The 13,894-nt window shown below is 69.6% G+C and carries 13 protein-coding genes; 8 read left to right on the plus strand and 5 right to left on the minus strand.

What is annotated here, in order from left to right; genetic code table 11:
- Window positions 1-30: 30 nt before the first annotated feature.
- Window positions 31-1,113 (minus strand): LacI family DNA-binding transcriptional regulator, encoded by a 1,083-nt coding sequence (locus ASF06_RS08840; RefSeq protein ID WP_200920340.1) that lies wholly within the window; start codon window positions 1,111-1,113, stop codon window positions 31-33.
- Window positions 1,114-1,289: 176 nt separating this feature from the next.
- Here ASF06_RS08840 and ASF06_RS08845 point away from each other — a divergent pair, with 176 nt between their 5' ends.
- From ASF06_RS08845 to ASF06_RS08855, 3 genes are all read left to right on the plus strand, one after another.
- Window positions 1,290-2,006, plus strand: a complete 717-nt coding sequence (locus tag ASF06_RS08845) for a ThuA domain-containing protein (RefSeq protein WP_055945657.1) — start codon at window positions 1,290-1,292, stop codon at window positions 2,004-2,006.
- Window positions 1,991-3,112: a Gfo/Idh/MocA family protein gene (locus ASF06_RS08850; RefSeq protein ID WP_055945659.1), complete on the plus strand. Its 1,122-nt coding sequence runs from the start codon at window positions 1,991-1,993 to the stop codon at window positions 3,110-3,112. The genes ASF06_RS08845 and ASF06_RS08850 overlap by 16 nt, the downstream gene beginning before the upstream one ends.
- Before the next feature lie 306 nt (window positions 3,113-3,418).
- The gene (locus tag ASF06_RS08855) at window positions 3,419-3,601 is read left to right on the plus strand and encodes a hypothetical protein (RefSeq protein WP_055945661.1); all 183 of its coding nucleotides are present in this window, start codon (window positions 3,419-3,421) and stop codon (window positions 3,599-3,601) included.
- Window positions 3,602-3,643: 42 nt separating this feature from the next.
- Here ASF06_RS08855 and ASF06_RS08860 read toward each other — a convergent pair whose 3' ends face one another.
- Together ASF06_RS08860 and ASF06_RS08865 are read right to left on the minus strand one after the other, a co-directional pair.
- Complete coding sequence (locus tag ASF06_RS08860) at window positions 3,644-4,033, minus strand: DUF805 domain-containing protein (protein ID WP_055945663.1); 390 nt, start codon at window positions 4,031-4,033, stop codon at window positions 3,644-3,646.
- Window positions 4,034-4,060: 27 nt separating this feature from the next.
- Window positions 4,061-5,545 carry a cryptochrome/photolyase family protein gene (locus tag ASF06_RS08865; protein WP_055945665.1) on the minus strand — a complete coding sequence of 495 codons (1,485 nt, stop codon included), beginning with the start codon at window positions 5,543-5,545 and terminating at the stop codon, window positions 4,061-4,063.
- Between the two features lie 161 nt (window positions 5,546-5,706).
- Between ASF06_RS08865 and ASF06_RS08870 the strand changes: the two genes are divergently transcribed.
- Window positions 5,707-6,393 carry an alpha/beta hydrolase gene (locus ASF06_RS08870; protein WP_157439124.1) on the plus strand — a complete coding sequence of 229 codons (687 nt, stop codon included), beginning with the start codon at window positions 5,707-5,709 and terminating at the stop codon, window positions 6,391-6,393.
- Here the strand turns inward: ASF06_RS08870 and ASF06_RS08875 are convergent.
- Together ASF06_RS08875 and ASF06_RS08880 are read right to left on the minus strand one after the other, a co-directional pair.
- Window positions 6,390-7,136, minus strand: coding sequence for a TetR/AcrR family transcriptional regulator (locus ASF06_RS08875; protein WP_055945670.1), 747 nt, complete (start codon window positions 7,134-7,136; stop codon window positions 6,390-6,392). The two genes, ASF06_RS08870 and ASF06_RS08875, sit on opposite strands and share 4 nt — an antisense overlap.
- A complete protein-coding gene (locus tag ASF06_RS08880; RefSeq protein WP_055945672.1) occupies window positions 7,133-8,374 on the minus strand; it encodes a metal-dependent hydrolase family protein in 1,242 nt (413 codons plus the stop codon). Before ASF06_RS08880 ends, ASF06_RS08875 begins: the two co-directional genes overlap by 4 nt.
- 196 nt (window positions 8,375-8,570) lie before the next feature.
- Between ASF06_RS08880 and ASF06_RS08885 the strand changes: the two genes are divergently transcribed.
- From ASF06_RS08885 to ASF06_RS08900, 4 genes are all read left to right on the plus strand, one after another.
- Window positions 8,571-10,178: an ABC transporter substrate-binding protein gene (locus ASF06_RS08885; RefSeq protein ID WP_055945675.1), complete on the plus strand. Its 1,608-nt coding sequence runs from the start codon at window positions 8,571-8,573 to the stop codon at window positions 10,176-10,178.
- An 87-nt stretch (window positions 10,179-10,265) separates the two neighbouring features.
- Window positions 10,266-11,915: an ATP-binding cassette domain-containing protein gene (locus ASF06_RS08890; protein WP_055945677.1), complete on the plus strand. Its 1,650-nt coding sequence runs from the start codon at window positions 10,266-10,268 to the stop codon at window positions 11,913-11,915.
- On the plus strand, window positions 11,912-12,781 hold the full coding sequence (locus ASF06_RS08895; protein ID WP_055945679.1) for an ABC transporter permease: 870 nt from the start codon (window positions 11,912-11,914) through the stop codon (window positions 12,779-12,781). Before ASF06_RS08890 ends, ASF06_RS08895 begins: the two co-directional genes overlap by 4 nt.
- 76 nt (window positions 12,782-12,857) lie before the next feature.
- Window positions 12,858-13,856 (plus strand): ABC transporter permease, encoded by a 999-nt coding sequence (locus ASF06_RS08900; RefSeq protein WP_055945681.1) that lies wholly within the window; start codon window positions 12,858-12,860, stop codon window positions 13,854-13,856.
- Window positions 13,857-13,894: the final 38 nt, after the last annotated feature.

Raw genomic sequence — 13,894 nt, forward strand, 5'->3', positions numbered from 1 at the left:
CGGCGGCCTGCTTCGACTCGGCCGCCTGCCTCAGCGCGGCGGCGAGGTGGATGCGCGGGTCACCAGCCGGGTCTGCAATTCGATGCCGGGCTGGCGGGCCATCGATGATCGGGAGCTTCGCCGGGCCTGCACGAGCATGCCGAACGCCGCCGCCCCCATCTCCCGGATGGGCTGGTGGATCGTCGTCATCGGCGGCGTCGCCCACGCGGGCTCGAGCAGGTCGTCGAAACCCACGACGCTGAGGTCGTCCGGAATCCGGAGCCCGGCCTCGAGCGCGGCGTCGTAGACGCCCAGCCCCATGCCGTCGGAGCACGCGAATATAGCCGTGGGCCTGTGCCCGGCCGACGCCAGCATCCGCGCGGATTCGACCCGGGCACGCTCGCGATCCCAGTCGCCGTGCGCGACCAGCTCCGGCAGCACGACGATGCCGGCCGAGCGCAGGGCGGTCGTGAAGCCGTCGACTCGTGCGCTGCTGTACAGGTGAGCCGGCTTGCCCGCGATGATGCCGAACCGCGTGTGGCCCAGTGCGAGCAAGTGCTCGGCGGCCATGCGCCCGCCGTCCCAGTTCGTGGCGGCGACACTGGACACGCCATCGGGCGGCCTCTTTCCGGGGTCGACGATGACCACGGGCACAGGTGCGTCGGCGAGCGCGTGCAGTTCGGCGGGAGACATGTCGACAAGCACCACGATCGCCCCGAGTGTCGAACGGCCCAGCAGTCGTCCGATCCAGGATCCGTCGGGTCGCGCCACCGAGAGGGTCAGGTCGACGCCCGCATCGGACGCCTCCTCCTCGATGCCCTCCAGCACCCGAGTGATCCAGCTTCCCTCGAGATGCCCCACGACCACATCGATCGACCGGAGACCGGTGATCGAGCCTGCCGGGTCGGTCGGGTCGGTCGCCGCGCTCGAACCGCCCGGACCGCTCGCGGGCTGCCGCCGGATCGACCGGGTGTACCCCACGGCGTGCACCGCCTCGAGCACACGCGCACGCATCTCGTGCGAGACGTCGGTCTTGCCGTTGAGCACCTTCGACACCGTCGGGATGCTCGTGCCCGCGTGCTCGGCCACCCGCGCGAGGGTCGCTCGGGGCGATGCCGGGCGTTGGGAGTCCACCCGATGATTCTACGGAGCAGTTGCGCAAGTTTCGAAAGAAAAACGACTCAGCTCACTTCGCACGACCGCTTGTGCGGGCCGACCGGCACGACCACAATGGAGTCCGCTTCGCATCCGATGCCGATTTGCGCAACTTTCGATGCGGATGCGCCAGGCCCCGAACCCGAAGGACGACGATGACCGATCAGCCCCCTCACCCCACTCCGAAGACAGCGCTGGTCGTGCGCGGCGGCTGGGACGGCCACCAGCCCGTGGAGGCCACCGAGCTGTTCATCCCGTTCCTCGAACAGAACGGCTTCACCGTGCGCGTCGAGGGATCCCCTGCCGTCTACGCCGACGCAGACGCCATGGCCGGAGTCGACCTGATCGTTCAGGCCAACACCATGAACACCATCGAGAAAGAGGAGTTCGAGGGCCTCCGCGGGGCCGTCGAGAGCGGAACCGGCCTGGCCGGCTGGCACGGCGGCATCGCCGATTCGTATCGCAACAACTCCGACTACCTTCAGATGATCGGCGGGCAGTTCGCGTCGCATCCGGGCAAGCACCCCGACGAGCGCACGGGCGAGCAGTCCGACAACTACATGCCTCACCGCATCGAGATGACTGCGGCCGCCGCCGAACACCCGATCACGCAGGGCATCGCCGACTTCGAGCTCGTGACCGAGCAGTACTGGGTTCTGCACGACGACTACAACGACGTTCTGGCCACCACCACTCAGGCCGTTCGCCCGTGGGATCCCTGGAACCGACCGGTCACCTCGCCGGCCATCTGGACCAGGCAGTGGGGCGCGGGGCGCATCTTCGTCTCGACGCCGGGGCACCGGGTCGAGATCCTGCAGGACACGAACGTGAGAACCATCATCGAGAGGGGGCTGCTGTGGGCAGCACGCTGAACATCGGAATCATCGGGGTCGGCAAGATCAGCGAGCAGTACTTCGCGAGCATGCCGAAGCTGCCGGGCCTCACCGTCGTGGCCGTCGCCGATCTCGACATGGATCGCGCGCGCGAGGTCGCCGCGGCCCACGAGGGTGTTCGCGCCCTCACCGTCGACGAGCTGATCGCCGACCCCGCCGTCGACGCCGTGCTCAACCTCACTATTCCGGCCGCGCACGTCGAGGTCGGAACCCGGGCCCTGCGCGCGGGCAAGCACGTGTTCGCCGAGAAGCCGCTCGGTCTGAACCCCGAAGAGGCCGCGCCCATGCTCGACCTGGCCGAGTCGCTCGGACTGCGCTACGGCAGCGCGCCCGACACCGTGCTGGGCACCGGCATCCAGACGGCCAGGCAGACCCTCGACTCCGGCGCGATAGGAGAACCATTCGCGGCGAACGTCTTCTGGTCGGCTCCCGGCCACGAACGCTGGCACCCGGCCCCGGCCTTCTACTACCAGCCCGGCGGCGGGCCGCTCCTCGACATGGGGCCGTACTACCTCACCGCCCTCGTGCACCTCTTCGGTCCCGTCGCGAGCGTCTCCGGGCTCGCCGTGCGCTCGGCGCGCCCTCGAACGATCGAGACCGGGCCGGCCGCCGGCACCCCGATCGAGGTGGGCGTCGACACGCACATCACCGCGCTGCTCGACCACGTCGGCGGCGTCACGTCGACCGTCACCATGAGCTTCGAGGTGTGGAAGACGCGCTCGCCCCTCTTCGAGGTCTTCGGCACCAAGGGAACGCTCGCGGTCCCTGATCCCAACCATTTCTCGATGCCGGTCGAGATCGCTACCAGCGAGAACGACGAGTGGGCGACGGTTCCGGATGCCGCGGGCTTCATCGACGCCGGCCGGGGCGTCGGACTCGCCGATCTCGCCGAGGCGATCGTCGAGGATCGACCGCACCGCGCATCCGGTCGCCTGGCCCTGCACGTGCTCGAGGTCATGGATGCGATCCTGCGCTCGTCTGCGAGCCGCGAGACCATCACGATCGAGAGCACCACGGAGAGACCGGCCCTCGTGCCGCTGCGCGACCTGGCCGAAGGCTCCCCCGAGGTCGCGCCGGTCGAGTAGGCCGCCTCCGGCCGTATCGAGGCCACCCATAAGAGCCGTCGCCAGGCGCCGCGTAGCGCCGTTGCGCCCATCCAGACGCGCTGGATGGGCCTCACGGCGCCGCGCCAAGTAAGGTTCCTGATCGCGTCGCGCCGTCACGCCCTTCTCGAGACCTCGGATGGGCACGACGGCGCCACACGACCCGTGCGCCTCGAGGGGTCGAGTTGCGCCGGTCGAGTAGGCCTCCCTGACCGCGATGGTCCGTATCTTCCATCGCGTATCGAGTGTGCCCTAGAGTTCACATGTAGGGATACGTGAGGGGGGCTCATGGAATCGGATCCGGTGACACCGAAGGACCTGGCGATCGAACTGGGGGTGAGCCCGAAGTCGATTCGCGACTTCCTGCGCGCACTCTATGGAACACTCGGCGACGGCGCCACGAGATGGAACCTCACCCCGGAGCAGGTCGAGCTGGTGCGCACGCACTTCGATCGGGGCCGGTCCGACTGACGCCGACGGCCTGCGCTCGGCCGAAGCTCAGGCGGCCCGTGCTCAGATGACCGGCTCGTCCTGAACGGTGACCGGCTTCGACGGATCGCAGAATCGGATGATGATCACGATCAGCCCGGCGATCGGCAGCAGCAGCCAGAACAGCTGGGTCCAGCGGTTGCCACCGTCGCGCAGTCGGCGCACCGCAATGGCGAGCACGGGAACCAGGGTGCCGAGCGCCCACAGCGTCGCGAAGAGTCCGGCCTCGCCGCTGTCCGCTCCGAGGAGCGTGGAGTCGAGCGCTTTCGCCGCCGAGTTCACCAGCACGATGAAGAGCATGAACCACCAGAACTCCGCGACGCCGGATCGGCCCGTGAACTCGGCGTACCTTCGGAAGCCCGTGCTGATCGCGGTGCCGAAAGACATGCGGGACCCGGTCGTCGTGTAGCTCATACGTGGCACCCTACCGAACCTGCCCGCTCACCACTCCTCCCGATGCCGCTCCTGGTCGACCACCGCCTCGCGATCGGCGAGGCGCCGCAGCCCGCTGAGCGGCTGGGCCATGCGGTGGTTGTGCCGGATGCGCGCCTCGACCCGGTCGAGGAACGCCCAGTACCCGGCGGTGAACGGACACGCGTCCTCGCCCAGCCGCACCTTCGGATTGAACATGCATCCCCCGCAGTAGTCCGACATGCGGTCGATGTACGCCCCGCCCGACGCGTAGGGCTTCGTGGCGACGATGCCTCCGTCGGCGTGCTGCGACATGCCGATCACGTTCGCCGGCATGACCCACGGCGTTCCGTCGACGAACATGTCGACGAACCAGTCGTTCAGCTCGACCGGGTCGTAGCCGTGCTGCAGGGCCCAGTTTCCGAGCACCATCAGGCGCTGGATGTGATGGGCCCAGCCGTGCGTGCGCATCCCGTCGATCGTCTGGCTGAGACAGTTCGACCGGATGGCCGCCGCGTCGAGAAGCCGGAAGGCCTCGGGCAATGGGGTGTGGGCATCCAAGGCGTTGTTGCTCGTGCGATAGCCCTCGCCCAGGTGCCAGTAGAGGTGCCAGACGTAGTCGCGCCACCCCATGATTTGGCGCACGAAGCCCTCGACGCTCGGCAGCGGCGCGCGGCCGGCGTGGTACTCGGCGACGACGGTGTCGATCGCCTGAAGCGGGTCGAGCAGGCCGAGGTTCATGGGGGCGCTGAGCAGGGAGTGCGCCATGGTCCAGTCGCCCGTGAGCATGGCATCTTCGAAGGGACCGAAGTCGTTCAGCCGCACCTCGACGAAGTCGGCGAGGGCGCGCTCGGCCTCGGCCGCAGTGGCGGCGAAGCGGCGAGGGCCGTCGTCGCCCACGAGCTGAACGACTCCGTCGCGCTGCCACCGGTCGAGGTCTGCTCGAACCTCGTCGTCGATCTCGTCTTCGACCGGCCACCACGGGTCGGGCAGCCCGAGGCCCGGCGCGTTCTTCGGCGGCGGGGTGCGGTTGTCATGGTCGTAGTTGAACGCGCCACCCTCGGGCTGGTCGCCGCGCATCAGAATTCCGGTGCGCTCGCGCACGCCCCGATAGAAGTCCTCGAGCAGCAGGCGCTTGCCGACACGGGAGTTCGCCCACGCGGCGAAGTCGGTCTCGCTCGTGACGAATCCGCGGCTCGGCAGAATATGAATGCCTCGGTCTCGCACGAAGCGGCGAGCCGACCAGGAGGTGGGGTCGATGACCTCGAGGTCGTCACGCCCGTCGACCGCCTCGGAGTAGCGGTCGACCCGGAAGTACTCGACCCGGTCGCCGAGCTCCGCGGCACGATGCCTCATCGCCGACAGCAGCAGGTGGGCCTTTGCCCGGTGCATGGGGCGACGGCCGAAGACCGAGCGCGCCTCGACGATCATCATCGGGCCGCCGTCGTCGAAGACGGGGCCGAGCTGTCCGGCGAAGATCCAGCGGGTGCGCGGGGCGGGAGTCGGGGTCGTCACGGCCTCAGGCTAGGCGCGCAGGCCGCCCCGCACGGTGGCGTTGACAACGGTGCCGTAGATGACGAAGCGGCCCATACGCCGAAGGCCACCCTCGCGCGACGGTCGATAACTATCGATGATAGAAATATGTCATCCGTCCGCCGACAGAAGTGGAACCCACGATGACCGCACCCCACGTCCTCCTCGTGCACGGCGCCAGCCACCGGGGCTCGAGCTGGCACCTGCTCGAACGCGCCCTCGCCGCGCGAGGCATCCGGTGCGCCACGGTCGACCTGCCGAGCGCCTCCCCCGAGCTCGGCGACCTGCACGCCGACGTCGAGGCGATCCGCTCCGCCCTCGACGCCGTGCCGGCGCACGAACCCGCCATGGTGATCTGTCATTCGTACGGCGGCATGCCCAGCACCGAGGCCGTCGCGGGCTCGAGCAGCGTGAGCCGCATCGTCTACCTCGCGGCCTACATGCCCGATGCGGGCGAGACGCTGCTCGACCTGGTCGACGAGGGCGACGACAGCGACTGGGCGATCTCCGACGACGGGCTCACGATCTCCGCCGTCGACCCCGCCCGCCTCTTCTACAACCGCTGCCCGCCTGCCGTCGCGGCCGAAGCGATCCGCGACCTGGCGCCGCAGTCGCTCGCGTCGTTCGAGCAGAGCGTGCAGGATGCGGCGTGGCGCGACATCCCGTCGAGTTACGTGGTCTGCACCGACGACAGGGCGATTCCGCCGCACGTGCAACGACGCATGGCGGCCCGGGCGACGACCACGACCTCGATCGACAGCGACCACTCGCCGTTCCTGTCGATGCCCGACCGGCTCGCCGATCTCCTGGTGGAGCTGCTCGGCGCCTAGCGGCGGGGCGGGGTTCCGGGGTAGCTCGCGACGAGCCGGCCCGCCTCGTCGGCCGCCTCGGCGATCGCCTGCTCCGGAACGCCCAGCAGGCGAAGGCAACCGCGGGGCACTGTCGCGGCATAGGCCGCCCGGTCACTGACGCCGCCCCAGTACCGCTGCGCCACGATGCTCTCGACCAGCCCGAAGATCAGCACGAGATCCGACTCGGGCACCGACAGTGCGCCGGGCGTGGTCGATCCGAGCTGGGCGGTCTCGCGCGCGAGCTCGAGGTAGCGGGACTGGAGCACGGTGAGCTCGACCCTGCCGCTCTCTTCTTCTTTCGCGGCGACGTCGGGGATGCGGTAGAGCTCGTGCATGCTCCACGGATCATTGAGGATCACGTCGAGGTCGTACGCGGCGAGGGCGTAGAGCTTCACCTCCGGGCGGGCCTCGACGTCTCGGAGCCAGTCGGAGAAGCTGACCGACGGCGACACTGTTCCGTCGAGCAGGGCGACGACGATGCTGCTCTTGTCGGCGAAGTGATAGTAGAGCGACGCCTGCTTGATGCCGACGAGCTCGGCGATCTGGCGCGTCGTGGTGCCCTCGTAGCCCTGCTGGGCGAACAGGCGGGCCGCAGCATCCAGGATCTCGTCACGCGTACTGGCGTCGGGCGCCGCCTTCGGGGCCGATCGCGGCCTGCCGGGCCGGCGGCGCACCACGGTGCGCTCGTCGTCGTGCAGGGGAACCGGTGCGTCGGCCGTCATCGCGTCACCGTCTCCGAAGGTCGTGTGATCACGTCTCCAGCTTGCACTATCAACGACATCGCGTGGGGCGTGGCGAGCGAATGGATGTCGCCGAGCGGATCGACTCTGGTCGCGACGAGATCGGCACGCTTGCCGACCTCGAGGGTGCCCACCTCGTCGTCGAGTCCGTTCAGCCGGGCCGCGTTCGCCGTTCCGGCCAGGATCGCTTGCATCGGCGTGAGCCCGTGATCGACGAGCAGGCCGAGCTCGCGCAGGTTGTCGCCGTGGGGCACGATCCCCGCATCCGTTCCGAGCGCTACCTGAACACCCGCCGCGAGCGCGGCGGAGATGCGCTCCCCGGCCCGCTCGACGGTGCGCCGTCGTTTGGCGACCACCCAGGGCGCCGCGGTCGGCGACACCGCGCGGGTGAGCGTCGACAGGGTGGGAACGAGCACGGTGCCCCGCTCGATCATGGCCTCGATGGTCTCGTCGTCGACGAGGTAGCCGTGCTCGATGCTGCGCACGCCGGCCCGAACGGCGGCGGCGATACCCGCGGCGCCGATGGCGTGGGCCGCGACGCCCGCGATGCCGTGCCTCTTCGCCTCGTCGACGACGGCCCGCATCTCGCTCTCGCTCAGGCCGCCGCCCTCGGGGTGACTGCGCGGACTCCCCATGCCTCCGGTCGCGGCGATCTTGATCCAGTCGGCCCCCTCGCGGATCGCCTCGCGGGTGATCCGAACGAACTCCTGCGGGGAGTCGGCGATCGCGCCCGCCCCCGGGCCGGAGTCGAGCGCGAGCCCGTTGACCGCGCGCGAGTCGCCGTGCCCGCCGGTGATGCTGAGGATGCGCAGGGCGATCAGCAGCCTCGGGCCAGGAATGACCCCGGCCTCCAGCGAGTCCCGGAACCCGGAATCCGCCCCGGCCAGGTCGCGTGCCGTCGTGACACCGGCCATCAGCGTTGCCCGCAGCTGCGGCACGGCGCGCAGGGTCTTGGCACTCTCGGCCTCGGTGATGCCCTCGAGTGCGCCCTGATCCGGCGTGGTGCTCGCGTGGATGTGACAGTCGAAGAGCCCGGGCATCACCGTGAGGCCGCGGGCGTCGATGCGTTCCAGGCTCGAGAGCCCCTCGGCGATGGTCAGGCTGCCGGTGGGCGCGATGGCGGCGATCGTGCCGTCGTCGACCAGGATGTCCTGCCCGTCGCGGGGCTCTCCTCCGAGTGCGTCGATCATTCGGGCGTTGGCGATGAGCAGGGGCGGCATGGGCTCGCCTTTCGGAATGAGGGGCTGGATTCTTCCCTCAATCTATCAAATACCTGTCAGCGATAGATTTTACACGCATGTAACACGCGGCAACGGGGCGGAAATACCGGGGGGTTAGTTTTTGTCAGCGATAGATATTCGCACGGGCACCGCTTCCGATGCCCCTCCCACCGCTCCCGAGAGGTCCGTACCCACGATGATCCAGAGCCCCACCACGCGCTCCGCCCGCGCGACCAGCCTGCGCAGACGGGCGCTGACCGCAGCGGCCCTCGTCGCGGCATCCGCCTTCGCCCTCACCGCCTGCGCACCCAGCACCTCGGGCGACGCCTTCGCCTCAGGCGACACCTTCGATGTCGTGCTGCTCGGCGCCTACTCCACCCCGCCCGACCCCGACGTGAACTACGACGGGCCCGGGCTCAACATCATCCAGAACACGTACGAGGGACTCGTCTCCTACGAGGACGGCAACACCACGGCCACGATCGTTCCGCGGCTCGCCACCGACTGGACGGTCTCGGACGACTCGCTCACCTACACCTTCGATCTGCGCAAGGGCGTGACGTTCCACGACGGCACCGACTTCACAGCGGATGCGGTCATCGCGTCGTTCGCCCGGCGCACGGACGTCGATGCGGGCCCCGCGTACATGGTCGCCGACGTCACGTCGGTCACTGCCGTCGACGACTACACGGTCGAGGTCACGCTCGCGGCACCCAACTCGGCCTTCCTCGACTACCTCGCGTCTCCCTTCGGCGTCAAGATGATCAGCCCGACGGTCCTCACCGAGCAGGCCAGCGACGACTTCGCCCAGGGATACCTCACCGAGCACGACGCGGGCACGGGTCCCTACGAACTCGGCTCCGTGACCACCGGGCAGTCGTACGAGCTCACCGCCTACGACGACTACTGGGGCGACGAGCCCGAGTTCAGCACCGTCGACATCACCCTCTCGGAGAACGCCTCGTCCGTTCAGCTCCAGCTCGAGCGCGGAGAGATCGACGCGGTGCTCGGCGACATCAACAAGACGAGCTTCGAGGACTACTCGTCGAACGACTCACTCGACGCCTCGACCTTCGCGAACTTCACGACCCAGACGCTGTTCGTGAATCCGCAGTCCACGATCTTCACCACGGTCGAGGACCGCGCGAAGCTCTTCACCGCGATCGACACGAAGACGATCCTCGAGTCCTCCATGGGTGAGCTCGAGGTTCCGACCACGCAGCTGTTCCCGGCGGGCATGCTCGACGCCTCGCTCGACGACCAGGGCGTCGCCTACGACCCGACGGCGCTGGCCTCCCTGGCCGAGTCGGGCATCGCCGCGGGCAAGACGATCCGCATCGGCTACGCGGGCTCCTCGCCCGACGGCAAGGCCGTGGCCGACGAACTGGGTGCAGATCTCTCGAGCGCGGGACTCCCGGCCGAGTCGATCTCCTACGGCGCGGGAACCATCTACAGCCTCGCCGACGACCTGGCGGCGGCACCCGACCTCGTCGTGATGTCGGTCTTCCCCGATGCCGGCCATGTCGACGCCTGGGCGCGCATCCTCTACACGCCCAGCGGCGGACTCGACCTGCTCGCGGCCGAGGTCCCCGGCCTCACCGACGACCTCGACGCGGCGCTCCTCGCCGGCGACGACGAGCCGTACGGCGCGATCGCGCAGAAGGTCATCGCCTCGAAGTACTGGTTCTCGACGGGCTCGCTGCAGACCACCACGGTGACGCGCTCGGGGCTTACGGGCATCGACGACGCCCGCAACCTGCTCGAGTACAACGTGCTGCATTTCGCAGCGCTCGGCAACGCCTAGCTCCCTCGAGGGGCGGGGTGCACGCGCACCCCGCCCCGCACCATTCCCTCTCTTTTCATCTCCGCTCTCAAGAAGGCAGCCCACCCCATGAGCTCTCCGGTTCCCGTCGTCGAGGTCGAAGACCTGCGGGTCACCCTCCGCCGCGGCCAGGCCGAGGTCGAGGCCGTGCGCGGGGTCTCCCTCACGGTCGGGCGCGGCGAGATCGTCGGCATCGTCGGTGAATCCGGATCGGGCAAGAGCGTTCTCGGCCTGAGTCTCATGGCCCTGCTCCCCGCGGCCGCCCGCCCCGTCGTCACCGGCCGCATCCGCATTCTCGGCACCGACATGGTCGGAACGACCGCGACCGCCGACCGCCTCGTACGCAAGAAGCACATCGGCGCGGTCTTCCAGGACCCGATGACCTCGCTCGATCCCACGATGACGATCGGCAACCAGCTGGCAGAGGTCACGTCGAACAGGCGCGAGGTCGTTCGGCTGCTCACCGACGTCGGCATCGCCGACCCCGAGACCCGGCTCGGCGCCTTTCCCCATCAGCTCTCCGGCGGTCTGCGGCAACGCGTGATGATCGCCCTCTCCCTGGCCCGCAATCCCTCGCTCATCATCGCCGACGAGCCGACGACGGCCCTCGACGTCACCGTGCAGGCCCAGATCCTGCAACTGCTCCTCGACCTTCGCAAGAGCCGGGGCTGCAGCGTGGTCTTCGTGACCCACGACCTCGGCGTCGCCGCCCAGATCTGCGACAGGATCGCCGTGATGTACCAGGGCCGCATCGTCGAGAGCGGCGATGTCGACACCGTGCTCGGGCGACCCGAACACGACTACACGAAAGGGCTGCTCGCCTCGCGGATCGACCTCACCACTCCGCGCGACCGGCCCATTCTGAGCGCGCACGGCGCGGGCTCCGGCGATGCCCTCCCCGCAGTCTGGCCCGCCGTCGTCACCGGTGCGCCGGCCGTCACCATCGCCGACGCGCGCCGCACCTTCAGCACCGGCCCCTTCTGGAGGAGGCGGCAGCTGGAGGCCGTGCGCGGCGTGACCCTCGAGATCGGCCAGGGCGAGTCGATGGCCCTCGTCGGCGAGAGCGGATGCGGCAAGTCCACGCTGCTGCGGCTCGTCGCCGGCCTCGATACGCCGACCTCCGGGTCGGTCACGGTCGCGGGCGACACCGGCCCCCAGATGATCTTCCAGGATGCCGGCAGCTCGCTCACCCCGTGGCTGACCGTCGGCGAGCTGCTCGGCGAGCGACTCTCGGCGGCCGTGCCGGGCATCCGCAAGCCGGAGGCCGATCGACGCATCGCCGAGACCCTCGAGAGAGTCGGCCTGCCTGCAGAGGTGAGCCGGGTGAAGGGCGCCAGCCTCTCGGGAGGCCAGCGGCAGCGCGTGGCCATCGCCCGCGCCGTGATCGTGCCGCCGACCGTTCTGCTGTGCGACGAGCCCACCAGCGCGCTCGACGTGTCTCTCGCCGCGACCGTGCTCAACCTGCTCGGCCGCCTCAGGCGGGAGCTCGGCATGTCGGTGCTCTTCGTGACGCACGACCTGGCGGCGGCGCGCATCATCGCCGACCGCATCGCCGTGATGAACCACGGGCGCATCGTCGAGATCGGCGACGCCGAGACCGTGTGCGCCTCCCCCACGAACGACTACACCGCCGCCTTGCTCTCCGCGATCCCCGGACGAGAGCTGAGACAGTCTCACGCCGCAGAGCACGGCGATCACAGCGAGGAGCGCCGAGCATGAGCGTCATCGAGAGACCCACGACGACCCGCGCCGCCACGAAGTGGACACGCATGACCGGGTGGCGCTCGCACACGGCCGGAGTCGACGCCGCGGGACTCGTCGCCCTGGCGCTGCTGGTGCTCGTCGCCCTGCTCGCCCCGGTGATCGCCCCCTACAGCCCGATCCTCCGTGCGGGCGAGGCCTTCCTTCCGCCCGGCAGCCCGGGCCACCTCCTCGGCACCGACGGGGTCGGCTACGACATCCTGTCGCGGATGCTGTTCGGTCTGCGCTCGAGCATCGCCTCGGCCGCCATCGTCATCACGTCGGGCGTCATCATCGGCGGCATCGTAGGACTGCTCGCCGGATCGATCGGCGGCTGGGTCGACAACGGTCTTATGCGGCTGACCGACCTCTTCCTCGCCTTCCCCGGCATCGTCATCGCCATGACCGTGGCCGCCGCGCTGGGTGCGAGCTTCTCGAGCGCCCTGATCGGCGTCGCCGTGGTGTGGTGGCCCATGTACGCCCGACTCGTGCGGGGCGAGGTGCGATCGTGGGCCGCCCGCCCGCACCTCGAGGCCGCCGTTCTGGCCGGGGTGCCGTGGTCGCGCCGGGTTCGGCGCCACCTCCTGCCCGGCGTCACCTCGACCGTCGTCGTGACCGCGAGCCTCGACGTGGGCGGCCTCGTCGTGGCGATGTCGGGCCTGTCGTTCATCGGACTCGGCTCGCCGGCGCCCGCGCCCGAGCTCGGGTCGATGGCCGCCCAGGGAATGGAGTACCTGCTCCAGTTCTGGTGGATCCCGATTCTGCCCGGGCTCGGCGTGCTCCTGCTCGCCCTCGTCGCCAACCTCGCCGGCGACGCCGTGCGCGACCTGCTGAGCCGTCGATGAGCCGCGCCGCGTCACGGCCGTCGCCATCCGGCAGCGCCACCCCACACCGCCTCGAGACCGAAGGACCGTCGCTGACATGATCATGTTCGTCATTCGCCGCATCGCGTCGATGCTCGCGGTGCTGCTCGCGTTGACTATCGCGCTATTCACCCTGCAGGAGCTCAGCGGTGTCGACCCGGCGCGCGCCTACGTCGGCGCCAACGCGTCGGCCGACGCGCTCGAGCGCACCCGCGTGCAGCTCGGCCTCGACCAGCCCGCCATCGTGCGGTACTTCGACTACCTCGGAGGCCTGCTGCAAGGAGATCTGCAGAACTCACTGCGCACACGCACCCCTGTCGCCGACGGCCTCTCGACCGCGTTCCCCGCCACGATCGAACTGGCCCTCTGGGCGCTGGGACTGGCCCTCGTGCTGGGCTCGATCTTCGCCGTGCTCACCGTCGTGCGATGGAAGGGCGCCGGGGTCGTTCGCGTCGTGCTGCTCTCCGGCGCGTCCGCACCGACGTTCCTCCTCACGATGCTGGGCCTGCTGTTCTTCTACGGCCAGCTCGGGCTGCTGCCGTCGGGCGGACGCTCGTCGTTCGGGTCGACCTCTCCCGGGCCGACGGGGCTGTTCGTTCTCGACGGCCTGCTGGCCGGGCGCGTCGATGTGGCGACGGATGCGATCTGGCACCTGATCCTGCCCGCCGCGTGCGTCGCGATCTCGCCGGCCGTGGCCATCGGCCGCGTGCTGGTCGACGGTCTGCGCATCAACCTCGTGTCGGATCACGCCCGCACCGCTCGCGCAGCCGGTATGCCCGAGGGACTCGTCATGCTGCGGCACGCCGTGCGCAACTCGCTCGGCGCGACGCTGTCGATGATCGGCATCCAGGCCGGCCTGCTGCTGGGCGGTCTCGTCGTCGTCGAGAAGATCGTCTCGTGGCCCGGCGTCGGAAGCTACCTCGACAAATCCGTGCAGGCCAGCGACTTCCCCGGAATCGCCGGCGTCGCCCTGCTCCTCGGCGTCACCTACGTCGTGCTCAACACTCTCGTCGATCTGCTGCAGGTCGCCGCAGACCGGCGGATCGCCCTCAGCTGACCCATCGCACCACCGTCGGGCGTCGCCCGCATCGAAAG

Source organism: Agreia sp. Leaf244, from assembly GCF_001422695.1.
GTDB lineage: Bacteria > Actinomycetota > Actinomycetes > Actinomycetales > Microbacteriaceae > Agreia.